The following is a 25,784-nucleotide window of genomic DNA, read 5'->3' as shown; positions in this document are numbered from 1 at the left end:
CTCCGGCTGAGGATAGTCTTTTTTGCCGGAAACAAAGGATAAGCGGAAACGTTTTCGTTTGCACGTAAAAAAGTCTCGGTACCAGATAGAAATAACGGCTGTGTTTAGTGCCTCTTGCTCTTGTTGTTGTGCGTAAATTTTTTTATTATCAAATGTAATTATATGCATGATAATAATTAATTACATAACAAATAATTTTGGCTTAAGTATTAATTTACGTTATGCCCGAATTGAAACGCGAATGCACAGGAGGTGCTATGAAGATCTGTCGTCCGTTGTGGACAAAAGGAATCCTCCTTTCTCCCCAGTACTTCCAGCAGCAAACGTTGATTAACTCCCTCGATGATGAAGGTATTTCCCGGATAGGCGTTATGCATCCATGGGGCGTCTGGTGCGCAGAGTTTGACGCGCAGGCTCTTATCCAGGGGCGGGTGAAACCCGTGCCTACTGGAAAAATAAATACAATCCGCAAGATGTCCTGTCATTAACGATTAATATCAAGGGGTGAAGTATGGCTAATCAGAAATCAGGGAATAAAGCGCAGCGTCGTGCATCAGTATCCTCCGGCGGAACAACTAAACAGTGCCAGAGCGCTGATACGATGCCAGGAGAACATCCTGGAAACCCTTTCTATCGCCGCTCCGTGCTGAGCCCGCAGGCGGAAAGATGGCAGGCGGATCTGCCGGTTCAGTGGCTGGAGCATGGTGTGGAGCCCAATACTATCTGGCTGAATGAAAAGAATGATATCTGGCTGGAAATTCCCCGTTATGAAAATCAGATTTCATGGAGCGGAGGTGATACTTTTGCCTTTCTCTTAGTGCCGTTTATTTTTTTCTTTTCAATTAGCCCTATATTATTTTGGTGGGATATAAGAATTTTTCTAGTCTCAATGATGGGTGTAGTCTTTTTCCTCTCTTTTTTAAACTTTTAATCAGAATGACCTATCACACGCCCCGTGGTACCCCTGTGCGTTTAAACCGGAAACGGCAGAAAATCTATATTTATGAACACCGGCGCAGCAGCTGGAACCCGTGGACAGAATGGCCGGTGGAGATCCGCGAGTTGTGGTGCTACTGCTGCCGCTATATGCAGTACCAGCCGGTACCAGAGGAAGCGCGGTTTGCGGAGCATCCCCAGCAGTGGGGACATATTCACTGGCCGGAAGAGATGGACACTGAATCCCGCACGGCGCCGTGAGTGACGCCAGACTGTAAGCCCGTTTTTACCGTATTTTGCCGTTCCCGTTTCCCTTTAGCGATTATAAATCATGCCCGTTAAATTAAAGCTGATCCCTCCTGCGGCTCAGAAACCCGATTTTCCGATCGGTAGCCGTTGGTTCAAAAGCCTTGCGGGATTACTGATTCCTGGCTTCGGTTGGGGGTATTTTACCGGAATGTCATTTGACGCACCGGCATTCTGGATAATAGCGGTCGTGCTGCCATTTATCGTTTGGCTAACCGCAATCTGGTTGCGCATGATGATTTATCTTCCGGCATTAATTCAGGCTAACGCCTGGAATAAACGAAGGGAAGAACTGTTGTTAAGTGAAGTTCGACGTGGGCGGCGCGCGTTACAGATATTACACAGTACATTTATCACCGCGCATAGCGAGCCTGAACAGACGAATATCTCATCAGTGGGGGTGTTGACCCAGAATAAACAAATCTTGCATATGCAGCCTTCATGGCACGGCAATAACAGTTATCGTCTAAGTAGGCTGCCAATCCAGAGCGGAATGACGCGAGATGACCTGATTCAGCAAATTTTTAACAGATTAGTCGCAGGAATTGCACGCCATCTTAAGTAACTACCGGAGAATCACCCGGTCGCACTGCTGTTTGAAGTGAATACGTCATTACCCGCCCAGCGGTTGCATTCTCTCTGGCGTAACGCATGGGAAAACTACGATATACGTCAATGCCTGGAGCCTGTTATCGGGCATGGAGTGAGCGTGGTCGACAACTGGCTGGATGATCGAATCCGCGAAGAGACAGTGCTACTCATTATTGCGTTACAGGTTGATCCCGATAAGCCTGAAGGGACTGGAGAAGCTGCTGTTGCGCTGCTGCTGGGGAATCGCCTGACCCAACATATTCTGACACCACAAGCAGTACTACAACGGGTAGAGGAAAGTTTTACTGAAACGCTGGCAGAGAATATTGCGCAGGCGTTGGATTGGGTACCCGCTCAACCGGCGGATAGTCGCGTTGTTTCGCGATCCGGATAGGGAGAAGGGAAACTGGCGGCTAATCGTGAAACGCGATGCGTTCGATCCTGATGATGCCCGGAAGATCGTACTTGATGGTCACACGATTACTTTACTTGCAGAATAAATGTAATATCGAAAAAAAGGGCGCATCAGCGCCCTCAGTTTTATTAGTCGGTGAACGGGATGATGATTTCGCCCGGTTTGACCTCAATACCTTTCGCCAGTTTTTTCGCCAGCGCTTCACCCTGGCTGCTGTCTTCCTTCAGAATGTACGCTGGCTGCTGGTTGAAATAGTTACGCAGCGATTGATTTAAATAAGGCATCAGCGTTTGCAGTACCGACTGCATTTTTTCCGGCGTGACGGTGGCGTCCACGACCTCCATCTCTTGCAGATAAATCGCGCCTTTTTCTTTATTGAAAACCGGTAAGGCTTTGAGCTTTAGCTTCATGGTCGCTTTCTGACTGCCAAACAGGGAGTTCATATCCAGGTTTGCGTCGCCGGTCAGGGTTACTTTGTTAGGCTCTTCACGGCCAATCTGGCTGGCGAGATTATTCAGTACGATATGTGCTTCAGCAACGCCGGGCAAACCGATGTCTTTTGAAAAGTTATTATGCTTTGCCAGGGCTTGATTAATTTCTTGCTCGCTAACCGTGTATTGCGTGAGTTGATTACAACCAACCAACAGGCCGCCGACAATCAGTGCAGCGGCAAAAAAAAACTTTTTCATGGGGTTCCTCAACATGATGCATGTGGCGTAATCGTGACACAAAGCATCATCGAGTACCAGCGCCCCGGACGCCAGCAGAAAAAACTGAAAAACGTCTGGACGCTGGTTCGGTTATCAGGCGTCTGGCTCCAGCATACCGCGGGTTGGGCGTTTGAGACTGAATTGCCAGCCCAACGCGAGGAACGTGATGAAGCCGATGATACCGAGCATCATCCAGGGCAGTTCAGGCTGCGCCAGCGCTTTACCCATATCAAACAGCCAGCCGCCGCCGATATAGCCAATTGCGCCGCCGATGGCGAGCCCCAGTCGGCTGAATCCCATGTAGCTTCCGCGGGCCCGGGCATTCGCCAACGAAGCGCTGAGGGTTTCACGCGCCGGTTCGGCGATGATCGAGCCAATATAGAACGTGCAAATCAGAGTGAACAACTGCTGCAGATTCCCGACCAGCCCGATCGGCATCATGCTTAGTGACATCACCAACAGACCAGCCATCAGACGATGCTCAAGGCGGAAGCGTTTTTCACTCCAGCGGGCAATTGGGTACAGCAGCGTTAAAGAGAGACACGCCTCGATGGCATACATCCATTTCACGGCGGCCGGTGAGCCAGCGATGTCGTTCACCATGATAGGCAGCATCAACATCACTTGTACGGCCAGCATGTAATAGCCCGCCAGCGTCAGCACGTAGGTGACAAAGCGTTTGTCATGCATCACGTGGCTCATTCCTTCACGCACCGGAATTTTCACTGTCGAGAGCTTCCATGCCGGAAGCAACCACGCGTTAAACGCCGCGCACAGAACGAACAAAATCGCGCCTACGGCGCAAACCAGGCGGAAATCGTATTGCAACAACCAACTGCCGAGCAACGCGCCGACTACGGCTCCGGCGCTATCCTGCATCATCAGAATAGAGAAAAAGCGCCCGCGCTTTTCCGGGCGGATCAGCTTGACTACCAGCGCCGAGCGGGGAGGGTCGAAGAGGGTGCCGCCCAGCCCAGAGAGGAAGCAGGAAAACCACAGTAGCCACGGTTCATGGGCAATACCCATGGTGGCGAACCCGGCAGCGCGCATCAGCATGCCGGTGACGATCATCGGCTTGGCGCCAAAACGGTCGGCAATAGCACCGCCAAAAATACCCAATCCCTGCTGGATAAATTGGCGTAATCCAAGTGCGATACCGACCATCACCGCAGCCCAGCCCATCTGGTCGACGAAACGAATTGAGATCAGCGGGAAAACGACGAAAAAACCCAGCACGACCAGCATATTATCGATGAGAAGGAAGTATTTACCCAGGTTCCTTGCCTGCGAGACTTGCGACATTTCCCCTCCAGGGAAAAACTCGTCACTCTGGATAGAGTTTAAAAGATAAGCACCTCCTATTCTGCGGTGTCGTCATCGCTTTTCCCACCCTTCGCGGGACAATATTTTTTTATCAAAAGTCCGTCTTGATAGAGAGTTTTCATCAAAATGTGTGAATAATTCAAAAAATGGCATTTTGCTCTTTTCACAGGGTGTATTTGCACAGGTATAGTAATGCGAATAGCGTATTGAAGACGTTACGGGAAGGAGTAGGTATAGAATGTTTGGCTATCGCAGTAACGTGCCAAAAGTGCGCTTAACCACGGACCACCTGGTCGTGCGTTTAGTGCATGAGCGTGATGCCTGGCGTCTGGCAGATTATTACGCAGAAAATCGTCATTTCTTAAAACCCTGGGAACCTATTCGCGATGAAAGCCACTGTTATCCGTCCGGCTGGCAGGCGCGTCTCGGTATGATCTCTGAGTTTCATAAACAGGGCACTGCTTATTATTTTGCGCTGCTCGATCCGGAGGAAAAAGAGATTATCGGCGTCGCGAACTTCTCGAACGTGGTGCGGGGGTCTTTTCACGCCTGTTATCTCGGGTACTCTATTGGGCAGAAGTGGCAGGGGCAGGGATTGATGTATGAAGCCTTAACCTCAGCCATCCGCTATATGCAGCGATCGCAGCATATTCACCGCATCATGGCGAATTACATGCCACATAATAAGCGCAGCGGTGATCTGTTGGCGCGACTGGGTTTTGAAAAAGAAGGCTATGCCAAAGACTACCTGCTGATTGACGGGCAGTGGCGTGATCACGTGCTGACGGCATTAACCACATCAGAATGGACCCCTGGCCGCTAACTTTCAGATGCAGCCACGATTAATGGAGAAGACGATGAAATACGAATTAACCGCCACCGAAGCGCGAGTGATCGGCTGTTTATTAGAAAAACAAGTCACCACACCCGAACAGTACCCACTCTCCGTTAATGGCGTCGTAACCGCCTGTAATCAAAAAACGAATCGTGAACCGGTGATGAACCTGTCGGAATCGGAAGTGCAGGATCAGCTTGATAACCTGGTAAAACGGCATTTTCTGCGCACGGTGAGCGGCTTTGGCAATCGCGTCACGAAATATGAGCAGCGTTTTTGCAACTCTGAGTTCGGCAATCTTAAGCTCAGCGCGGGAGAAGTCGCGCTGATTACCACGTTGTTGCTGCGCGGTGCTCAGACGCCAGGCGAACTGCGTAGCCGTGCATCTCGTATGTATGAATTCAGCGATATGGCCGAAGTGGAGTCAACGCTGGAGAAACTAGCGACCCGGGAAGATGGTCCTTATGTGATTCGCCTGGCGCGTGAGCCGGGTAAACGTGAAAGCCGTTATATGCACTTGTTTTGCGGTGAGGTTGATGAGGCGATCGCCTCGGCAGATGAACTCCCGGCAGCCTCGGGTGATCTGCTGGCACGGGTTGAGGCGCTGGAAACCGAAGTCGCGGAGCTAAAGCAGCGGCTTGATTCCTTGCTTGCGCATCTGGGAGATTAATGTGAATAAATTACGTGTCGGCGTTGTCGGTCTCGGCGGGATAGCACAAAAGGCCTGGCTGCCTGTGCTGGGCACCAGTGCAGACTGGACGTTGGAAGGGGCATTTTCACCTTCGCGGGAAAAAGCGCAGCGTATCTGTGATACCTGGCGGATCCCTTATGTTGATTCACTGGTGAATCTGGCGCAAACCTGTGATGCGGTTTTCGTGCATTCCAGCACCGCGACGCACTTTGCGGTGGTAAGCGAACTGCTGAATGCTGGTGTTCATGTGTGCGTAGATAAACCGCTGGCTGAAAGCCTGCGTGAGGCTGAACAACTGGTGGAACTGGCCGAGCGAAAAAAATTGACGCTGATGGTAGGGTTTAATCGCCGGTTTGCACCGCTGTATCAGGATCTCAAAGCTCAGTTGAGTCAGGCGACGTCCGTGCGCATGGATAAGCACCGTACGGACAGCGTCGGTCCGCACGATCTGCGCTTCACTCTGCTGGACGACTATCTGCACGTGGTCGATACCGCATTATGGCTGGCTGGAGGGACGGCGCAGTTAAATAACGGTACGCTATTAACCAATGAATCCGGTGCGATGCTCTATGCTGAGCACCATTTTTCTGTCGGACAAATGCAGATAACCACCAGTATGCATCGTCGTGCTGGTAGCCAGCGCGAGATCGTTCAGGCGGTGACGGACGGTGGCCTGATTGGCGTTACGGATATGCGTGAATGGCGGGAAGAACGTGGGCAAGGCGTGGTGCACAAGCCAGTAGCTGGCTGGCAAACCACCCTGGAACAGCGTGGTTTTGCCGGATGCGCACGTCATTTTATTGAGTGCGTGCAAAATCAGACGGTTCCGCAGACGGCAGGCGAACAGGCGCTAATGGCCCAGCGCGTTGCCGAAATGCTGTGGCGAGAAGCGATGGCGGAATAACCCCCTGTAACATCTGGCGGTAGTAATTCAATGTAATCCAGGTACTATATGCCAACTCAAAAATAACACCTCTTTTCAACCCCTGGCTGATTTGTTGGCTTGATAAGACGCAAAAGCGTTGCCAGCAGGCACTGCGAGATTACCGGATAGTGGCGCTTATGTCTTATCCGGTAAACGGGCTGATTATGCGGGGCTTTGCCTCAGAGTCTGGAATACAACATAGATGAATTTATTAAAGTCGCTGGCAGCCGTCAGCTCGATGACGATGTTTTCACGCGTACTGGGTTTTGCGCGTGATGCGATTGTCGCCAGAATCTTTGGCGCAGGGATGGCGACAGATGCCTTTTTTGTGGCATTCAAACTTCCTAACCTGCTGCGCCGAATCTTTGCCGAAGGTGCTTTTTCGCAGGCATTTGTGCCTATTCTGGCCGAATATAAAAGTAAGCAGGGAGAAGATGCGACCCGCGTCTTTGTCGCTTACGTTTCCGGGCTGTTGACCCTGGCGCTGGCAGTGGTGACGGTTGCCGGGATGCTGGCTGCGCCGTGGGTGATTTTAGTCACCGCGCCCGGTTTTGCCGACACGGCGGATAAATTTGCGCTGACCACTCAACTGCTGCGGATCACCTTTCCGTATATTTTGCTGATCTCACTGGCCTCGCTGGTCGGGGCAATCCTGAACACCTGGAATCGCTTTTCCATTCCGGCGTTTGCGCCCACGTTTCTGAATATCAGCATGATCGGCTTCGCGCTGTTTGCAGCCCCATATTTTCATCCACCGGTGCTGGCGCTGGCATGGGCCGTTACCGTTGGTGGCGTGTTACAGCTGGTTTATCAGCTTCCGCATCTGAAGAAAATTGGCATGCTGGTTCTTCCTCGTGTGAACTTCCACGATGCAGGGGCGATGCGTGTCGTCAAGCAAATGGGCCCGGCGATCCTTGGGGTATCTGTCAGCCAAATTTCTCTGATCATCAATACGATTTTCGCCTCGTTTCTGGCCTCCGGCTCAGTTTCATGGATGTACTATGCCGACCGTCTGATGGAGTTTCCGTCGGGCGTACTCGGCGTAGCATTGGGGACTATCCTGCTGCCATCGCTGTCCAAAAGCTTTTCTAGTGGTAATCATGACGAGTATTGCCGTTTGATGGACTGGGGCCTGCGTTTGTGTTTTCTGCTGGCATTACCAAGCGCCGTAGCGTTGGGTATTCTGGCTAAACCGCTGACAGTTTCTCTGTTCCAGTACGGTAAATTTACCGCCTTTGATGCTGCTATGACCCAGCGTGCGCTGGTGGCGTACTCGGTGGGTTTGATTGGCTTAATCGTGGTGAAAGTGTTGGCTCCAGGTTTCTATTCGCGCCAGGATATTAAAACGCCGGTAAAGATTGCTATTGTAACGCTGATTATGACCCAGGTAATGAACCTGGCATTTATCGGGCCGCTGAAGCATGCCGGGCTGTCGCTGTCGATTGGTCTGGCGGCGTGTCTGAACGCGTCATTGCTGTACTGGCAGTTGCGTAAGCAGAATATCTTTACTCCCCAACCGGGTTGGACCTGGTTCCTGACGCGACTGGTAATTTCTGTGCTGGTGATGTCGGCGGCGCTGGTTGGGATGCTTTACATCATGCCGGACTGGTCACAGGGGACGATGTTATGGCGTCTGTTGCGTCTGATGGCCGTCGTGGTGGCGGGTATTGCCGCTTACTTTGCTGCGCTCGCCGTGCTGGGCTTTAAAGTGAAAGAGTTTGTGCGCCGGACGGCGTAACAGATCAGTTCAATGCCGGATGGCGGTATGACGCCGTATCCGGCCTACAGAACGCGTAGGCCTGATAAGCAAAAGTGTTATCAGGCTTGCATCAAATAGAGAATTTTTTTCCGCCGCGGTGTGCAGCAGAGGTTTGACCGTTTGCGCCGTACAGCGCCGGTTCCTGGTGCGGTTTCAGCACTTGGATCGCCTGTTGATTACGCTCGATCTGCCCTTCCAGCAGCCAGCCATTGTGCTGGTTGAGGTCGCGTAAGTGCTGTGTTTTCATGGTAATGGTCTTCCAGCGCTCGACAATTTCATCATTGGCGCTGCGCGTGGCGTCATGCTCCTGACGACGCTGTTGCTCCAGATAATCAAGGGTCGCCAGCAAAGAGCTTTTTTCTTCTGTAATACGCTGTAGCTGGCTGCCATTGATATGGCCTGCGGAAAGCTGCTGCTGTTCAGCATCCATTACCGTTTTCAGCTCATTGAGCACGGTCGTCATCTGGTCAAGTATTTCTGACAAGCGAGTCATACTTTATTTACTCTGTAAGTAGCTCTGCGCCTCGCGGATCAGCGAGTCGGCAATTTTTCCGGTGTCCATTTTCAGCTCACCGTTACGGATCGCGGTTTTCAGTTCTTCTACGCGTTCCATATTGATGTCATTGGTGCCGGGCTGCATCAGTTTAGCCTGAGCGTCGCTCAGCATGACGCTGGTGCTGGTGGTCGCGGTGGTTTTTTCCTTCCGCGTTTTTTGTACCGGCGCATCGCTGGTTTCGCGGGGCTGAACGGTACTGACTGGCTTCAATGGTGAGGTACGATCAATGCTCATTTTGTTTATCCTCATCGAGGGGTTACGCTATAGCGGCCCGCTGTATTCATTGGTTGATTATCTATCGGCACACGCTAAAAAATCTTTAACTTATTATAGGTTAATAAGAATATTCCCATCAGAATCGACGACACCGCTCACCACCTGGCCTGAAACCATCCGCACTCGCGCATTCTGTGCAACGGCGGCATTGTTCAGCGCTTTACCTTCGGCATTCACCCGAAAACCATCTCCGTTGGCGATAACCAGAACGCGCTGACCGGCCTTGATCCGCCATGCCTGGCGCAACATCGAAAGCTGTATCGGCTGACCTGGAACCAGATCGCGCAGGCTTACGGCATCCTGCACCTGATTTATATCCAACACGGCGCGGGGCGGTAGCTGGTCTAACCGACCACGTTTCAGCGCTACGCTGGCCGGCGTCAGGGCGCTACCTCGGGCTACGGGCGCGGCGACAACAACGTAGTTTCCCGTGGCCTGCACGTTCACCTGCAGATAGCGTTTTTCGTTAGCGCAGCGCGCCAGCACGTTCACATTACCCCACAGTTTTGCGTTGCCAGACACGCTTAATGCCGGTTGATCACAGCTCGGCAGTAAGTTAGGTGACGTTCGAATAGTGACGACCACCTCATCGCTAAATCCGGCCAGACGCTGGGAAAACCATGCCGTCAGCTGTGAATTCAGGTCTTGCGCCAGCGTCATAGGGCTGAACAGCAGTGCTGCCACGACTATTCCACGTTTAAACGTTTGCATCAAAACCTCGCGCTTTTTCAGGTAGTGGAAGGATTTTACCTGTGTGACGCAGTCATCAACGCAACAAATAGCGACGCATTTTGCGTTTATTCCGGCGATAACGCGCGCGTAATGGGATTTAAGCTGTCGGCTGAATATTGTCATTTGCGGAGGAGATATGCTCGATAAGCTCGATGCCGCCTTACGTTTTCAACAGGAAGCGCTGAATTTGCGCGCCCAACGCCAGGAAGTGTTGGCGGCCAACATAGCCAATGCCGACACGCCGGGGTATCAGGCGCGCGACCTGGATTTCGCCAGTGAGTTAAAAAAAGTCATGGTGCGAGGACGGGAAGAAACCGGCGGCGTTTCATTGACGCTGACCTCTGCACAACACATTCCGGCCCAGGCCCTTTCTGCGCCTTCTACGGAGCTGCTCTACCGGATTCCTGACCAGCCGTCACTTGATGGCAACACGGTGGATATGGACCGGGAGCGTACGCAATTTGCAGACAACAGCCTCAAATATCAAATGGGGCTGACCGCGCTGGGTGGACAAATCAAAGGCATGATGAACGTGCTGCAGGGAGGAAACTAATTCGTGGCGCTGTTAAATATTTTTGATATCGCAGGCTCTGCGCTAACGGCTCAGTCTAAGCGCCTGAACGTAGCGGCCAGCAACATGGCGAATGCGGATAGCGTCACCGGACCTGACGGTCAGCCGTATCGCGCGAAGCAGGTTGTTTTTCAGGTTGATGCAGCACCAGGCGCGGCAACCGGCGGTGTGAAAGTTGCTGACGTTATTGAAAGCCAGGCGCCGGATAAGCTGGTTTATGAACCCGGTAATCCGCTGGCAGACGCGAACGGCTACGTAAAAATGCCAAATGTGGATGTTGTCGGTGAAATGGTCAATACCATGTCAGCCTCGCGCAGCTACCAGGCAAACGTCGAAGTGCTTAACACCGTGAAAAGCTTGATGCTCAAAACGCTGACGCTAGGCCAGTAAAGGAGGCGCACATGTCTATTGCTGTAAAAATGAATGACCCGAGCACGACGGGTGTTAATGATGCTACGGGGAAGAATTCGCTGACAGGCAGCAACGCAGCCGATCTGCAAAGCAGCTTTCTTACGCTGCTGGTTGCACAGCTGAAAAACCAGGATCCCACCAATCCGTTGCAAAACAACGAACTGACTACCCAACTGGCGCAAATCAGTACCGTGAGCGGTATTGAAAAACTGAACACCACGTTGGGGTCGATCTCCGGGCAGATCGACAACAGTCAGTCGCTGCAGGCCAGTACGTTGATTGGTCACGGCGTCATGATCCCGGGCACCACCATCCTGACCGGTAAAGGTTCGGAAGAGGGGGCAAAAACCACCACCACGCCGTTTGGCGTTGAACTGCAGCAACCGGCAGATAAGGTAACGGCAACCATTACCGATAAAGACGGCAAGGTGGTACGTACCATTGATATTGGTGGGTTGAAAGCAGGCGTTCATACCTTTACCTGGGACGGCACCATGACCGATGGCACGGATGCGCCAAGCGGTTCTTACAACGTGTCAATTGCTGCAAGCAATGGCGGAACGCAACTGGTGGCACAGCCGCTTCAGTTTGCGCTGGTGCAGGGCGTTATTCGCAGTAACGGCGGAAATACGCTGGATCTGGGCACCTATGGAACCACCACCCTCGACGAAGTACGGCAGATAATTTAAGCCACCACACTTATCAGGAGTAAGTCATGGCCTTTTCACAAGCGGTCAGCGGTCTGAACGCTGCAGCGACCAACCTCGATGTCATTGGTAACAACATCGCCAACTCCGCCACCTACGGTTTTAAATCCGGTACGGCATCTTTTGCTGATATGTTTGCCGGTTCTAAAGTGGGTCTGGGCGTTAAAGTGGCGGGTATTACCCAGGACTTTACCGACGGCACCACCACCAACACCGGACGTGGGCTGGATGTTGCTATCAGCCAGAACGGTTTTTTCCGCATGGTAGACAGCAACGGTTCCGTTTTCTACAGCCGTAACGGTCAGTTCAAGCTCGATGAAAACCGCAATATCGTCAACATGCAGGGGCTGCAACTGACGGGTTATCCGGCTACCGGCACACCGCCAACGATCCAGCAAGGGGCTAACCCGGCACCGATCACTATCCCCAATACGCTGATGGCGGCTAAAACCACCACGACCGCGTCAATGCAGATCAACCTGAACTCCACTGACAAAGTGCCAACGAAAACCCCGTTCAATCCAAACGATGCGGATTCCTACAACAAGAAAGGCACCGTTACCGTTTTCGATAGTCAGGGTAATGCCCATGACATGAATATTTTTTATGTCAAAAATGCGCAGAGCAATACCTGGGAAGTTCACACGCAGGATGCTTCAACCGGAGGCGCTGCACAATCAGCCGGGTTTATGCGCTTTAATGAAAACGGTGTGTTTTTAGGGATTAGCGCCACTGCAACCGGGGCGCCAGCAGGAACGGGTATCAACATCACCACCGGGCAGATTAACGGTGCAGATGCTGCAACTTTCTCTCTGAGCTTCCTGAACTCCATGCAGCAGAACACCGGTGCCAACAACATCGTTGCCACGAATCAGAATGGCTACAAGCCGGGTGATCTGGTGAGCTACCAGATTAACAATGACGGTACCGTGGTCGGTAACTACTCCAATGAACAACAACAGGTGCTGGGGCAGATCGTGCTGGCAAACTTTGCTAACAACGAAGGTCTGGCTTCTCAGGGCGATAACGTCTGGGCCGCTACTCAGGCCTCTGGCGTGGCGCTGCTGGGTACCGCAGGCGAAGGAAACTTCGGCAAGCTGACCAACGGTGCGCTGGAAGCGTCAAACGTGGATTTAAGTAAAGAACTGGTGAATATGATCGTCGCCCAGCGTAACTATCAGTCAAACGCGCAGACCATCAAAACCCAGGATCAGATCCTCAACACGCTGGTCAACTTGCGCTAAGCGCCTGACGGGATGGCTTAATGGATCACGCAATATATACCGCCATGGGCGCAGCCAGTCAGACGCTGAATCAACAGGCGGTGACGGCCAGCAACCTGGCAAATGCCTCCACGCCGGGTTTTCGCGCGCAGCTCAATGCGCTACGCGCGGTCCCCGTAGAAGGATTGTCTTTGCCGACGCGTACGCTGGTGGTGGCCTCCACGCCGGGGGCCGATATGACGCCGGGCCAGATGGACTATACCTCACGTCCATTAGACGTGGCGCTGCAACAGGATGGCTGGTTGGCTGTGCAGACCGCAGACGGCAGCGAAGGTTATACCCGTAATGGTGCCATTCAGGTAAGCCCTACGGGTGAACTGACCATTCAGGGACACCCGGTGATTGGCGAAGCCGGACCGATAGCCGTACCGGAAGGTTCAGAAGTCACCATTGCGGCTGACGGAACGATTTCGGCGCTAAACCCTGGCGATCCGGCGAATACCGTAGCGCCAGTTGGGCGACTGAAGTTAGTGAAGGCGACGGGGAGTGAAGTGCAACGTGGCGATGACGGTATGTTCCGTCTGACCCAGGCCGCACAGGCTACTCGTGGTGCGACGTTACAGGCCGATCCTGGCATTCGTGTCATGTCGGGCGTGCTGGAAGGCAGTAACGTCAAGCCGGTTGCCGCGATGAGTGACATGATCGCTAACGCCCGCCGTTTCGAAATGCAAATGAAGATTATCAGTAGCGTGGATGATAACGCGGGCCGCGCCAACCAACTGCTGTCGATGAGTTAATACAGGACATTTTATGATCAATTCATTATGGATCGCCAAAACCGGCCTGGATGCGCAGCAAACCAACATGGATGTGATTGCCAACAACCTGGCAAACGTCAGCACCAACGGATTTAAGCGCCAACGTGCGGTATTTGAAGATCTGTTGTATCAGACGATTCGCCAGCCTGGCGCGCAGTCTTCTGAACAAACCACGCTGCCGTCTGGTTTGCAGATTGGTACCGGTGTGCGTCCGGTTGCTACCGAACGTTTACACAGTCAGGGTAACCTGTCGCAGACCAACAACAGTAAAGATGTGGCGATTAAAGGCCAGGGCTTTTTCCAGGTCATGCTGCCAGATGGCACGTCAGCCTATACCCGTGACGGTTCTTTCCAGGTGGATCAAAACGGTCAACTGGTGACCGCGGGTGGTTTTCAGGTGCAACCGGCCATCACCATTCCGGCTAACTCGCTCAGTATCACTATTGGACGCGACGGGATTGTCAGCGTGACCCAGCAGGGGCAGGCTGCACCGGTTCAGGTAGGGCAGCTTAACCTGACTACTTTTATGAACGATACCGGCCTGGAAAGCATTGGTGAGAATCTGTACACCGAAACGCAGTCATCCGGTGCGCCGAACGAGAGCACGCCGGGGCTGAACGGCGCGGGTCTGCTGTATCAGGGATATGTTGAAACCTCTAACGTCAACGTGGCGGAAGAGTTGGTAAACATGATCCAGGTTCAGCGCGCTTATGAAATCAACAGTAAAGCGGTATCGACCACCGATCAGATGCTGCAAAAACTGACGCAACTCTAAAGTGTGGTCCGGTGAGGTGCAAACCTCACCGGCACACTGATTTTGAAGATGACGGCAATGCGAAAATACGCGCTTCACCCATACCCAATTTTAGCCCTGTTGGTGGTTTCACTGACAGGATGCGCCTGGATCCCGGCCACGCCCCTCGTGCAAGGCGCGACGACCGCCCAGCCCGTTCCTGGTCCAACGCCGGTGGCAAATGGCTCAATCTTCCAGTCGGCGCAGCCGATTAACTACGGCTATCAGCCGCTATTCGAAGACCGCCGCCCGCGCAATATTGGCGATACGTTAACCATCGTATTGCAGGAAAACGTCAGCGCGAGCAAAAGCTCTTCGGCTAACGCCAGCCGTGACGGCAAAACCAACTTTGGTTTTGATACTGTCCCGCGCTATTTGCAAGGATTGTTCGGTAACGAACGTGCCGACGTAGAAGCGTCAGGCGGTAACTCCTTTAACGGTAAAGGCGGCGCGAACGCCAGAAATACCTTCAGCGGTACGCTGACCGTAACGGTCGATCAGGTACTGGTGAATGGCAACTTACATGTCGTGGGTGAAAAACAGATCGCCATTAATCAGGGCACTGAATTCATTCGCTTCTCCGGGGTGGTTAACCCTCGCACTATCAGTGGCAGTAACTCCGTACCGTCAACTCAGGTTGCGGATGCGCGGATTGAGTACGTCGGCAACGGCTACATAAATGAAGCGCAAAATATGGGCTGGTTGCAGCGTTTCTTCCTTAACTTGTCGCCGATGTAAGCGAGGTACCCTGTGTTTAAATCTTTTGTTGGAATGGTACTGGTGCTGGTAACCGCCTTCGCGTATGCCGACCGTATTCGTGACCTGACCAGCGTGCAGGGCGTGCGGGAAAACTCGCTGATTGGTTATGGGCTGGTGGTCGGACTGGATGGCACAGGTGACCAGACTACACAGACGCCATTTACGACACAAACGCTCAACAACATGCTGTCGCAGTTGGGGATCACCGTGCCCACTGGCACCAATATGCAACTGAAAAACGTGGCAGCGGTCATGGTCACTGCGCAGTTCCCGGCCTTTGGTCGTCAAGGGCAAACTATTGACGTGGTCGTCTCTTCCATGGGGAACGCTAAAAGCCTGCGCGGCGGAACGCTGCTGATGACTCCGCTGAAAGGGGTCGATAGCCAGGTCTATGCGTTGGCGCAGGGGAATATTCTGGTTGGCGGTGCAGGCGCGGCTGCGGGTGGCAGTAGCGTGCAGGTAAACCAGCTCAATGGTGGACGTATTACCAACGGCGCGACCATCGAACGTGAATTACCCAGCCAGTTCGGCGGCGGTAACACCATTAATTTGCAGCTGAATAATGAAGATTTCACGATGGCACAGCAAATTACCGACACTATTAATCGCTCGCGCGGTTTTGGCAGCGCAACGGCGCTGGATGCCCGGACAATCCAGGTGCGGGTGCCAAGCGGCAACAGTTCGCAGGTGCGCTTCCTCGCCGACATTCAGAATATGGAGGTGAACGTCACGCCGCAGGACGCGAAAGTGATTATTAACTCGCGTACGGGATCGGTGGTCATGAACCGCGAAGTGACGCTGGACAGTTGTGCTGTGGCGCAAGGTAACCTGTCGATCACAGTTAACCGCCAGGCGAATGTCAGCCAGCCGGATACGCCGTTTGGCGGTGGACAAACTGTAGTGACGCCGCAAACGCAGATCGATCTGCGTCAGAGCGGTGGTTCGTTGCAGAGCGTGCGCTCCAGCGCCAACCTGAACAATGTCGTACGTGCATTGAATGCGCTGGGGGCAACACCGATGGATCTGATGTCTATCCTGCAATCCATGCAAAGTGCGGGTTGTCTGCGCGCCAAACTGGAAATCATCTGATGATTGGTGATACCAAATTGCTGACCAGCGCCGCCTGGGATGCGCAATCACTGAACGAACTGAAAGCGAAAGCGGGTCAGGACCCGGCGGCGAATATCCGCCCGGTTGCCCGCCAGGTTGAAGGGATGTTCGTGCAAATGATGCTGAAAAGCATGCGTGAAGCGTTGCCAAAAGATGGCGTGTTTAGCAGCGACTCGACGCGTTTGTATACCAGCATGTATGACCAGCAAATTGCGCAGCAGATGACCGCAGGTAAAGGTCTGGGGCTGGCTGAGATGATGGTTAAGCAGATGACCGAAGGGCAGGCGCAACCTGCGGATGACGCGCCGCAGGTGCCAATGAAGTTCTCACTGGAAACGGTGACCAGCTATCAAAATCAGGCGCTGACGCAACTGGTCCGCAAAGCGATTCCCCGGGCGACAGACAGCAATGAAGAACCGTTATCAGGTGACAGTAAAGATTTCCTTGCCCAGCTCTCGCTACCGGCAAAACTGGCCAGCCAGCAAAGCGGTGTTCCGCACCATCTGATTCTGGCGCAGGCGGCGCTGGAATCCGGTTGGGGCCAGCGACAGATTCGCCGTGAAAACGGCGAACCGAGCTTTAACATTTTTGGCGTGAAGGCTTCGGGAAGCTGGAAAGGTCCAACCACCGAAATCACCACTACCGAATATGAAAACGGTGAGGCGAAAAAGGTGAAAGCCCGCTTCCGCGTCTACAGCTCTTATCTTGAGGCGCTGTCGGATTACGTCGGTCTGATATCCCGTAATCCGCGCTACGCGGCGGTAACCGCCGCCGCGACCGCCGAACAGGGCGCGCAGGCGCTGCAGAATGCCGGTTACGCGACCGACCCTAACTACGCACGCAAATTAACCAGCATGATCCAGCAGTTGAAATCGATGAGCGAAAAAGTGAGCAAAACCTACAGTACGAATATCGATAATCTCTTTTAAATAGCTCAAGTCTACCAACCTGCTGCCGATAATAACGAGTATTGAAGGATTACAAGGAACCTCCATGTCCAGCTTGATTAATAACGCGATGAGTGGACTCAGCGCAGCGCAGGCCGCGTTGAGTACCGCCAGTAATAATATCTCCAGCTATAACGTTGCCGGCTACACCCGCCAAACGACAATTATGGCACAGGCGAACAGCACGCTGGGTGCGGGGGGCTGGGTTGGCAATGGCGTCTATGTTTCTGGCGTGCAGCGCGAGTATGACTCCTTTATCACTAATCAGTTGCGAGCAGCGCAGAATCAGAGCAGCGGTCTGACGACGCGCTATGAGCAAATGTCAAAAATTGACAATCTGCTCTCCAGCAAAACCAGTTCCATTTCGACCTCAATGCAGGACTTTTTTACCGGTTTGCAAACGCTGGTCAGTAATGCCGAAGATCCGGCGGCGCGTCAGGCGTTGATCGGCAAAGCGAATGGTTTAGTGAATCAGTTTAAAACAACTGACCAGTATCTGCGCGATCAGGATAAGCAGGTCAATACTGCAATAAAAGCAAGTGTTGATCAGATCAACAACTACTCGAAACAGATTGCCAGTCTTAACGACCAGATTTCCCGTCTGACGGGCGTCGGCGCGGGTGCATCGCCTAACGATTTGCTTGACCAGCGCGACCAACTGGTCAGTGAACTTAACCAGATTGTCGGCGTGGAAGTCAGCGTGCAGGACGGCGGGACTTACAATGTTACCATGGCGAACGGCTATTCACTGGTGCAGGGCAGCAATGCGCGTCAACTGGCGGCAGTCCCTTCCAGCGACGATCCTAATCGCACTACTGTGGCCTACGTTGATGGGGTTGCCGGTAATGTCGAGATCCCCGAGAAACTGTTGAATACCGGTTCATTGGGCGGATTACTGACTTTCCGTTCGCAGGAACTGGATCAGACGCGCAACACTCTTGGCCAACTGGCGCTGGCGTTTGCCGATGCGTTTAACACCCAGCATAAAGAAGGTTTTGATGCTAACGGCGATCAGGGTAAGGATTTCTTTGCTATTGGCAGCCCGGCTGTATTCAATAACACAAAAAATTCGGGGACAGGATCGCTAGGCGCGAAGATCACCGACAGTTCTGCTGTACAGGCGACAGATTATAAAATCGTTTTTGATGGGACGGACTGGCAGGTTACACGTCTGGCTGACAACACCAGCTTCAAAGCTACCGTGGCTGGCGGAAAAATGTCCTTCGATGGGATGGAGATTACAGTTAACGCGGGGGCGACAGCTAATGACAGCTTTATAGTGAAGCCGGTGAGTAACGCTGTTGTTGATATGAAAGTCATGGTGACCGATGAGTCGAAAATTGCGATGGCTCAAGTGTCTAAAAATGATCCCGATCCGGATATTGATAAGGGTAAAAGCGATAACCGCAACGGCCAGAAACTGCTGGATCTGCAAACCAAGGCCACTGTCGGTGATAAAACCTTTAATGACGCCTACGCCACGCTGGTGAGCGATGTTGGTAACAAAACCGCGACGCTGAAAACCAGTGCCATCACCCAGAATAACGTGGTAACGCAACTTTATAAGCAGCAGCAGTCTATTTCCGGGGTTAACCTCGATGAAGAGTACGGAAATTTGCAGCGTTATCAACAATATTACCTGGCTAACGCGCAAGTACTGCAAACTGCGAATGCGCTGTTCGATGCACTGATTAATATTCGCTAAGGGAGAGGGAAACTATGCGTATTAGCACCCAGATGATGTACCAGCAGAATATGCGCGGCATCACTAACTCTCAGGCGGAATGGATGAAGTTCGGCGAGCAGATGTCGACGGGCAAACGCGTGCTGAACCCATCTGACGATCCGATTGCCGCCTCGCAAGCTGTAGTACTTTCGCAGGCTCAGGCGCAGAACAGCCAATACACGTTGGCGCGCACATTCGCGACGCAAAAAGTGTCGCTGGAAGAGAACGTGCTGAATCAGGTGACGACGGCGATCCAGACTGCGCAGGAAAAAATCGTTAGTGCGGGAAACGGTACGTTAAGTGATGATGACCGTGCATCGTTGGCCACCGACCTGCAGGGGATCCGCGATCAGCTGATGAACCTGGCGAACAGCACCGACGGTAATGGGCGCTACATTTTTGGCGGATATAAAACAGAATCTGCACCGTTTGCCCAGACTGATGGCGCTTACAGCGGCGGTACGACAAACGTCACCCAGCAGGTTGATGCCTCCCGGACCATGGTGATTGGTCATACTGGCGATAAAGTCTTCGCCAGCCTGACCAGCAACGCCGTGCCTGAACCTGCGGGCGGTACTCAGGAAAAGAACCTGTTCAAAATGCTGGATAGCGCGATTGATGCGCTTAACACACCGGTTGAGGGCAATGATGCGGCAAAAGCTACTGCCACTGCAGCCATCGATAAAACCAGCCGAGGTCTTAAAAACTCGCTGAATAACGTGCTGTCTGTACGTGCAGAATTAGGCACGCAGCTAAGCGAATTGAGCTCGCTGGATTCACTGGGTGCCGATCGTGCATTGGGGCAAACCCAACAGATGAGTAATCTGGTGGATGTCGACTGGAACGCCGCGATTTCGTCTTACGTGATGCAACAAGCCGCACTGCAGGCATCGTATAAAACGTTTACTGATATGCAGGGCATGTCGCTGTTCCAGCTTAACCGGTAACGACCCATTTTGAACATATCATGAAACTGGATATGTTTATCTGCCCGCTCCCTTAACACCCGGAGCGGGCATTTTTTTAGGCGTCCGTCGTTTTGTAAAGTGACAGATTGCTTGTGAGTCTGATTACCAGTGCGATCGCACCGCTACATGTTGCCAGTGCAACCACTCCTTCCCAGTTTGCCAGCGCGTAAACCTGGCTGCCGAGAACTGAACCCAGCGCCATACCGATAAATACCATGGTAAACAACAGTGCGTTCAGACGCCCTCTGGCCTGAGGCTCCAGGCTATAGACCAGGTTCTGGTGGGCAACCAGGCTGGATTGTAATCCGAGATCAAAACCTACCGCTGAAAGGGCAATAAGCAACCATTGTCCCTGAACTGGTAGAGCGGGTAACAAGAACATCAGTGCGAAGGATACCGTGACCAGTAAAGCACTTAACTGCGTCACTTTCGCAGCACCTACTTTATCAGCAAGGTGACCTGCCAGCGGCGCGGCAAGCGCTCCGGCCGCACCCGCGATACCAAACGCGCCTGCCATCGCGCTACCCATTTGGTAATGTTCAGATAACATCACAGCCAGCGTAGACCAGAAGGCGCTAAAGGCAATGGACAGAAAACCTTGCGCCAGTGCCGCGCGCCGTAAGGCGGGATACCTTTGCCACAGTTGCGCCATCGAGAGCATTAATGACGGGTAGCTCAACGTGGAATGGACGGCAAAACGAGGCAGTGCTTTCCACATAATCACGGTAATAACAGCAATACTGACGGCGGCGAGCTGATACATTTCGCGCCAGCCAAAGGCTTCACCTATCAGTCCACTGATGGTACGCGAGAGTAAAATCCCCAGCAGTAGGCCAGTCATTACGGTGCCCACCGTTTTTCCCTGCCTGCCTTCAGGCGCCAGAATGGCCGCTGCGGGGACAATGTCCTGCGCCATAGTTGCCGCCATTCCCATCAACAGGCTGACCAGCAATAGTGAATACAACTGTCCGGTAAAGCTGCAGGCCAGAAGAAGGAAGGCAAGCGTGAAGCTTTTAAACAGAATTAGCGTCCGGCGATCATAACGGTCTCCCAGGGGCAGTAAAAACAAAATCCCCAGCGCGTATCCCGCCTGGGTGAGCGTCGGAACCAGCCCCATGCCGGTGATGCTTAAGTCCAGATCCTGACCCATTAAAGGCAGAAGAGGCTGGGCATAGTAGATAGCGGCCACGCTGAAACCAGCGCCCAATGCCAGAACAAAAATGACCCAACGGGAAAGTGCGATATGCGTGTTCACAAATGATTCCTCAATCACAGGATGTGCGGCTATTTTTATCCTTCAGCGGATGGTGCGGTAGTGAGTGCAGTGGTAAAACTGTTATACGTATAGCGTATGAAGAAATTACGAATGATAAAAAATGAACGTATAGATAGGGTGGAGCTGATGCGGACTTTCGTGCGCATCGTCGAGGCTGGATCGCTTTCGGCTGCGGCAAAACAGATGGGCACAACGCAGGCGACTGTCAGCCGCCGGTTACAATCCCTGGAGGCACTGCTTGGTGTGAAACTGATAATGCGCACCACGCATGCGATGAAATTAACCGACGACGGTGAGCGCGGCTACCAGCATGCCAAAAAAATTATTGATGCGTGGCTGGCACTGGAAGATGGGCTCAATGTCACGGAGGAGGAACCGGTGGGCACGCTGCGGGTACGTGCACCGCATGCCTTCGGGCAGCAACAACTTCTTGAGCCGTTGCTGCACTTTCTTTCTCGTTATCCGCAGTTGTCGGTAGAGTGGATGCTCAATGATAAAACCGTTGATTTCCTCAGCGATAATATTGATTGCGCGATCAGGGTGGGGGCAGAGGTTGATCCGGACACTGTCTCGGTATTACTGGCCGAAGTTCCCCGGAGTACGGTGGTGAGTCCCGCATTGCTGGCGCAGTATGGCGAGCTTTCGCATCCGGAGCAATTATCCGCGCTGCCGTGGATTGCCGTGAACACGTTTTACCAACATAGCGTTTCGTTACTGCATCAATCGCGTAATGAACCGGTTACGCTGAATATTACACCCAGATTAAGCACCGACAGTATTTATGTTGCCAGAAATGCTGCCCTGGCAGGGTTAGGCGTGACGATTGTGTCGAGCTGGATGGTCGAGGAAGATATTGCCAGCGGACGCCTGGTTACGTTGCTACCCGAGTGGCATGCGGCATCGTTGCCTGTGCATTTGGTCTATCCCTGGGCGCGTTACTATCCGACCCGATTACGCAAATTTTTAGCTTTAATGAAAGATGTCATGCCGCAGCTAACGGGGATGAAACGTGTAAAACCCACGTAGAACCGATATAAAAAAGCCGACCCGAAGGTCGGCTTTGATAGTGATTATGACTTACTCAACAGGTTGCGGGCGTGTTGCTGGCGCGGTCGCCTGGTGCGTGGCGCTGTGTCCGCCTGCAGCACCTTTACCTTCAAAGGCGAATGCCGGACGTTGCCACTCGCTATGACGCGGCGCTTCAGGCACATATTCCGGTGCCGGGGCGCGGGTCATCGGTGCGGTCGCATGGCTGTGAAGATGTTCTGCGTCAGCGCTGGTTACGACAACGTCAGACTTAACGACTTCGGTTTCGACGACAGGTGCTGCAACAACTTGTTGCGGCGCTGCAACTTCTTCAACAACAGGCGCTGTTTCCACAACCTCGACAATCTCTTCAACCGATTCAGGCTGGGAGACAATGACGTCTGCAGGTTCTTCGACAACAGGCGCAGCTACAACTTCAGCTACAGGTTCGGCTTTCGCAGCGATCTCCTCGGCAACAGGTGCGTCGGATTCAGCGATAATTTGCGACTGCTGCTCGGCCGGAGCTGCAATAACTTCCGGATGTGTGGTTTCAACCTGTGTGGTTTCAACAACGGCGGCCTGAGTTTCAGCTACGACAACCTCTGGCTGTACGGTTTCAACCGGTGCAGGAGTGTCCACAATGTGTTCTGCAGCTGCTGCAGCAACCTGAGGCTCTACGGCTACTGGTGCTGTTTGCGGCTGGACCATTTCCTGCTCGCGTTGCTCTTCACTCTGCTGATCCTGAGGACGAGCGACAGGATAGCGGATCCATACTTTACCGGACGCTAATTCCGGAGAGGCGCAGGCGACGGTTAACGGCATCGGCGACTGAACCGGGTAACGCTCGTCACGGTAACGGCGACGACGCTGTCCACTTACGCGCAGATGGCGAGGAGAGCGACGGGAACGACGCGGCATGCCATTGGAGTCACGCGCTTCGCTGTTGTCTTCCTGCTCAGTTGCGACGACAGCTGGCAGATCAACTTTCGCCAGTTCGGTACGCTGTACCGGTGCAGACTGTTCAGTAGGCTGAGTGACAACTGTTTCAGCGACCACGGCGGCGGTAGCCACTTCGGTTTCGACTGCCGGACTGTCTGTGAAACGAACTTTCTGACTCAACTGACGCTGTTTACGGCGAGTTTGAGGCTGACGTACGCGCTCTTCCTGCTCGGTATCCTGCACTGGTTGTTCAGCCTGGTTCAGCTCTTTAACTTCCTGCTGTGCCTGACGTTTATCATCGTTACGACGACGGTTGCGTTCGCGACGCGGAGCCTGCTGCTCATCGCCTGACTTCGTTTTGTCTGCAATGTCAGTGGATTGCTGGCGGTTATCACGTGCTTCCGCATTTTGCTGCTGTGATTGACGACGATTACGGCGGTTTTCTTCGCGATTTTCGCCGCTTTCTGAACGCTCGTTACGGTTGTCACGGTCACCACGGTTGTCGCGATTATCACGACGATCGTTACGGTCGCGACGATTGTTCTGACGCGGTTTACGACGATCCTGTTGGCGTTCCGTTTTCTCTTCAGCTTTCGGCGCAGGTTGTTCAACCGGTTTTACTTCTTCGCTACCGCTGAAGATGGACTTCAGAGCGCCAAAGAAACGACTAATCAAACCCGGCTGTGCGGCGACAGCTGTGGTCGCAACAGCAGCTTTAGGCGCAACGGCTTTCGTAGCTGGCTCCTGCAGTGCAGGGGCTGGCGGCACGTCTGGCATCGCAAAGGTGGCCAGCGCCGGTTGTTCTGGCTGTTTACGCTCGACGTATTCTTCTTCCGTCGGCAATGCCATCGCTTCTTCATGCAGTTTCGGCAGCAGGTAGCTCAGGGTAGGCGTTTCTTCCCCTTTGCGTACACGCAGCACGGAGTAGTGCGGGGTTTCCATCTGATCGTTTGGCACGATCACACAGCGCACCCCGTTCTGACGCGTCTCGATGGCATTTACCGCGGTACGTTTTTCGTTAAGCAGATAGGATGCGATCGGCACAGGAACAATAGCGTGAACTTCCTGCGTATTTTCTTTCAACGCTTCTTCTTCGATCAGACGCAGAATAGACAGCGACAGTGATTCGTTATCACGTACGGTACCGGTGCCGGAGCAGCGCGGGCACACGTGATGGCTGGATTCACCCAGCGACGGGCTCAGACGCTGACGAGACATCTCCAGCAGACCGAAACGAGAAATATGGCTGATCTGAATACGTGCTCTGTCCTGACGCACAGCTTCACGCAGACGGTTTTCAACCGCACGCTGGTGGCGAACCGGGGTCATATCGATAAAGTCGATAACAATCAGGCCGCCGAGGTCGCGCAGGCGCAACTGACGAGCAATTTCATCGGCTGCTTCAAGGTTTGTGTTGAACGCTGTTTCTTCGATGTCGCCGCCGCGGGTTGCGCGTGCGGAGTTGATATCGATAGCGGTCAGCGCTTCAGTGCTGTCGATTACGATTGAGCCGCCGGACGGCAGACGTACTTCTCGCTGGAACGCAGACTCAATTTGAGACTCGATTTGATAGTGGCTGAACAACGGGATTTCACCGGTGTACAGTTTGATTTTACTGCTGAAATCCGGACGCCCCAATGCAGCGATGTGCTGACGCGCCATCTCCATGACTTTTGGGTTGTCGATGAGGATTTCGCCGATGTCCTGACGTAAGTAGTCACGGAATGCGCGAACGATAACGTTGCTTTCCTGGTGGATCAGGAACGGAGCAGGGCGGCTGTCAGCGGCTTTTTGAATCGCTTCCCAGTGTTTCAGGCGGAAGCTCAGGTCCCACTGCAGTGCTTCGGCGGATTTGCCGACACCTGCGGTACGCACGATAAGCCCCATGCCATCAGGCAGTTCCAGACTTGCCAGTGCTTCTTTCAGTTCGGTACGGTCGTCGCCTTCAATGCGACGGGAGATGCCGCCCGCGCGCGGGTTGTTCGGCATCAGAACCAGATAGCTCCCCGCCAGGCTGATAAAGGTGGTCAGCGCAGCGCCTTTATTGCCGCGTTCTTCTTTATCGATCTGAACAATGACTTCCTGACCTTCGCGCAACACGTCTTTTATGTTGGGACGACCATGGGAGTTGTAGTTAGCGGGGAAGTATTCGCGGGCAATTTCTTTTAACGGGAGGAAACCGTGACGTTCAGCGCCGTAATCAACGAAAGCAGCTTCCAGACTCGGTTCAATACGGGTAATTTTGCCTTTATAGATATTGGCTTTTTTCTGTTCGTGTCCAGGACTTTCAATATCCAGATCGTACAGACGCTGCCCATCTACAAGGGCGACACGCAACTCTTCCTGCTGAGTCGCGTTAATTAACATTCTTTTCATCGTAACTTACTCATTATTCTTACATTGACGACTAAGCTGCGGGCAGAGTAATGCCTTTCCGGGTGTGAACCGATGGCCT

At 53.1% G+C, this 25,784-nt stretch carries 26 protein-coding genes and 1 pseudogene; 20 read left to right on the top strand and 7 right to left on the bottom strand.

What is annotated here, in order from left to right; genetic code table 11:
- Nucleotides 1–257 precede the first annotated feature (257 nt).
- The 4 genes and pseudogenes from OGX99_RS22350 (at nt 258) to OGX99_RS23945 (ending at nt 2,227) form a co-directional block, all read left to right on the top strand.
- Nucleotides 258–488 carry a hypothetical protein gene (locus tag OGX99_RS22350; RefSeq protein ID WP_252838147.1) on the top strand — a complete coding sequence of 77 codons (231 nt, stop codon included), beginning with the start codon at nt 258–260 and terminating at the stop codon, nt 486–488.
- 23 nt (nt 489–511) lie between these two features.
- Nucleotides 512–931 carry a hypothetical protein gene (locus OGX99_RS22345; RefSeq protein ID WP_252838148.1) on the top strand — a complete coding sequence of 140 codons (420 nt, stop codon included), beginning with the start codon at nt 512–514 and terminating at the stop codon, nt 929–931.
- A gap of 35 nt (nt 932–966) precedes the next feature.
- A complete protein-coding gene (locus OGX99_RS22340) occupies nt 967–1,197 on the top strand; it encodes a DUF6708 domain-containing protein (protein ID WP_252838149.1) in 231 nt (76 codons plus the stop codon).
- A gap of 70 nt (nt 1,198–1,267) precedes the next feature.
- Nucleotides 1,268–2,227, top strand: a pseudogene (locus tag OGX99_RS23945) (KPHS_23130 family T6SS system protein).
- A gap of 149 nt (nt 2,228–2,376) precedes the next feature.
- On the opposite strand, the gene OGX99_RS22325 reads toward OGX99_RS23945, so the two are convergent.
- Nucleotides 2,377–2,937 carry a lipoprotein gene (locus tag OGX99_RS22325; RefSeq protein ID WP_187252652.1) on the bottom strand — a complete coding sequence of 187 codons (561 nt, stop codon included), beginning with the start codon at nt 2,935–2,937 and terminating at the stop codon, nt 2,377–2,379.
- Nucleotides 2,938–3,051: 114 nt separating this feature from the next.
- The gene (gene mdtH, locus OGX99_RS22320; protein WP_151225235.1) at nt 3,052–4,260 is read right to left on the bottom strand and encodes a multidrug efflux MFS transporter MdtH; all 1,209 of its coding nucleotides are present in this window, start codon (nt 4,258–4,260) and stop codon (nt 3,052–3,054) included.
- Between the two features lie 259 nt (nt 4,261–4,519).
- Here mdtH and rimJ point away from each other — a divergent pair, with 259 nt between their 5' ends.
- The 4 genes from rimJ (at nt 4,520) to murJ (ending at nt 8,470) form a co-directional block, all read left to right on the top strand.
- Nucleotides 4,520–5,104 carry a ribosomal protein S5-alanine N-acetyltransferase gene (rimJ, locus tag OGX99_RS22315; protein WP_151225237.1) on the top strand — a complete coding sequence of 195 codons (585 nt, stop codon included), beginning with the start codon at nt 4,520–4,522 and terminating at the stop codon, nt 5,102–5,104.
- Nucleotides 5,105–5,138: 34 nt separating this feature from the next.
- The gene (locus tag OGX99_RS22310) at nt 5,139–5,786 is read left to right on the top strand and encodes a YceH family protein (protein WP_151219680.1); all 648 of its coding nucleotides are present in this window, start codon (nt 5,139–5,141) and stop codon (nt 5,784–5,786) included.
- Nucleotide 5,787: 1 nt separating this feature from the next.
- A complete protein-coding gene (locus OGX99_RS22305) occupies nt 5,788–6,711 on the top strand; it encodes a Gfo/Idh/MocA family protein (RefSeq protein ID WP_286545104.1) in 924 nt (307 codons plus the stop codon).
- Nucleotides 6,712–6,934: 223 nt separating this feature from the next.
- A complete protein-coding gene (gene murJ / locus OGX99_RS22300; RefSeq protein ID WP_151219682.1) occupies nt 6,935–8,470 on the top strand; it encodes a murein biosynthesis integral membrane protein MurJ in 1,536 nt (511 codons plus the stop codon).
- Between the two features lie 91 nt (nt 8,471–8,561).
- On the opposite strand, the gene flgN is transcribed toward murJ, so the two are convergent.
- The 3 genes from flgN to flgA form a co-directional block, all read right to left on the bottom strand.
- Nucleotides 8,562–8,984 (bottom strand): flagella biosynthesis chaperone FlgN, encoded by a 423-nt coding sequence (flgN, locus tag OGX99_RS22295; protein ID WP_286545103.1) that lies wholly within the window; start codon nt 8,982–8,984, stop codon nt 8,562–8,564.
- Between the two features lie 3 nt (nt 8,985–8,987).
- A complete protein-coding gene (gene flgM / locus OGX99_RS22290; RefSeq protein WP_286545101.1) occupies nt 8,988–9,281 on the bottom strand; it encodes a flagellar biosynthesis anti-sigma factor FlgM in 294 nt (97 codons plus the stop codon).
- Between the two features lie 93 nt (nt 9,282–9,374).
- Nucleotides 9,375–10,034, bottom strand: a complete 660-nt coding sequence (gene flgA / locus OGX99_RS22285; protein WP_151219683.1) for a flagellar basal body P-ring formation chaperone FlgA — start codon at nt 10,032–10,034, stop codon at nt 9,375–9,377.
- 157 nt (nt 10,035–10,191) lie between these two features.
- Here flgA and flgB point away from each other — a divergent pair, with 157 nt between their 5' ends.
- From flgB to flgL, 11 genes are all read left to right on the top strand, one after another.
- A complete protein-coding gene (flgB, locus tag OGX99_RS22280) occupies nt 10,192–10,608 on the top strand; it encodes a flagellar basal body rod protein FlgB (RefSeq protein WP_187252647.1) in 417 nt (138 codons plus the stop codon).
- Between the two features lie 3 nt (nt 10,609–10,611).
- A complete protein-coding gene (gene flgC, locus OGX99_RS22275; protein WP_006685091.1) occupies nt 10,612–11,016 on the top strand; it encodes a flagellar basal body rod protein FlgC in 405 nt (134 codons plus the stop codon).
- Nucleotides 11,017–11,027: 11 nt separating this feature from the next.
- On the top strand, nt 11,028–11,726 hold the full coding sequence (gene flgD / locus OGX99_RS22270) for a flagellar hook assembly protein FlgD (protein WP_151219684.1): 699 nt from the start codon (nt 11,028–11,030) through the stop codon (nt 11,724–11,726).
- Between the two features lie 26 nt (nt 11,727–11,752).
- The gene (flgE, locus tag OGX99_RS22265) at nt 11,753–12,988 is read left to right on the top strand and encodes a flagellar hook protein FlgE (protein WP_151219685.1); all 1,236 of its coding nucleotides are present in this window, start codon (nt 11,753–11,755) and stop codon (nt 12,986–12,988) included.
- Nucleotides 12,989–13,008: 20 nt separating this feature from the next.
- On the top strand, nt 13,009–13,764 hold the full coding sequence (locus tag OGX99_RS22260) for a flagellar basal body rod protein FlgF (protein WP_151219686.1): 756 nt from the start codon (nt 13,009–13,011) through the stop codon (nt 13,762–13,764).
- A gap of 13 nt (nt 13,765–13,777) precedes the next feature.
- On the top strand, nt 13,778–14,560 hold the full coding sequence (gene flgG / locus OGX99_RS22255) for a flagellar basal-body rod protein FlgG (RefSeq protein ID WP_005129045.1): 783 nt from the start codon (nt 13,778–13,780) through the stop codon (nt 14,558–14,560).
- Nucleotides 14,561–14,617: 57 nt separating this feature from the next.
- Nucleotides 14,618–15,316 (top strand): flagellar basal body L-ring protein FlgH, encoded by a 699-nt coding sequence (gene flgH / locus OGX99_RS22250; RefSeq protein ID WP_003836756.1) that lies wholly within the window; start codon nt 14,618–14,620, stop codon nt 15,314–15,316.
- 33 nt (nt 15,317–15,349) lie between these two features.
- Entirely contained in the window at nt 15,350–16,426 is a 1,077-nt protein-coding gene (locus OGX99_RS22245; protein WP_151219696.1) for a flagellar basal body P-ring protein FlgI, read from the top strand.
- Nucleotides 16,426–17,376 carry a flagellar assembly peptidoglycan hydrolase FlgJ gene (flgJ, locus tag OGX99_RS22240; protein WP_151219687.1) on the top strand — a complete coding sequence of 317 codons (951 nt, stop codon included), beginning with the start codon at nt 16,426–16,428 and terminating at the stop codon, nt 17,374–17,376. Before OGX99_RS22245 ends, flgJ begins: the two co-directional genes overlap by 1 nt.
- 64 nt (nt 17,377–17,440) lie before the next feature.
- Complete coding sequence (gene flgK, locus OGX99_RS22235) at nt 17,441–19,099, top strand: flagellar hook-associated protein FlgK (RefSeq protein ID WP_187252646.1); 1,659 nt, start codon at nt 17,441–17,443, stop codon at nt 19,097–19,099.
- 14 nt (nt 19,100–19,113) lie between these two features.
- Nucleotides 19,114–20,067 (top strand): flagellar hook-associated protein FlgL, encoded by a 954-nt coding sequence (gene flgL, locus OGX99_RS22230; RefSeq protein WP_286545097.1) that lies wholly within the window; start codon nt 19,114–19,116, stop codon nt 20,065–20,067.
- A gap of 76 nt (nt 20,068–20,143) precedes the next feature.
- Here flgL and OGX99_RS22225 read toward each other — a convergent pair whose 3' ends face one another.
- Entirely contained in the window at nt 20,144–21,343 is a 1,200-nt protein-coding gene (locus OGX99_RS22225) for an MFS transporter (protein WP_210904956.1), read from the bottom strand.
- A gap of 96 nt (nt 21,344–21,439) precedes the next feature.
- On the opposite strand from OGX99_RS22225, the gene OGX99_RS22220 reads away from it, so the two are divergent.
- Entirely contained in the window at nt 21,440–22,390 is a 951-nt protein-coding gene (locus OGX99_RS22220) for a LysR family transcriptional regulator (RefSeq protein WP_187252644.1), read from the top strand.
- A 51-nt stretch (nt 22,391–22,441) separates the two neighbouring features.
- On the opposite strand, the gene rne is transcribed toward OGX99_RS22220, so the two are convergent.
- Nucleotides 22,442–25,705 carry a ribonuclease E gene (rne, locus tag OGX99_RS22215; protein ID WP_286545094.1) on the bottom strand — a complete coding sequence of 1,088 codons (3,264 nt, stop codon included), beginning with the start codon at nt 25,703–25,705 and terminating at the stop codon, nt 22,442–22,444.
- Nucleotides 25,706–25,784: the final 79 nt, after the last annotated feature.

Source organism: Citrobacter sp. Cu096 (assembly GCF_030332285.1).
GTDB classification, from domain to species: domain Bacteria; phylum Pseudomonadota; class Gammaproteobacteria; order Enterobacterales; family Enterobacteriaceae; genus Citrobacter; species Citrobacter meridianamericanus.
This window is presented reverse-complemented; position numbering and strand designations above follow the sequence as displayed.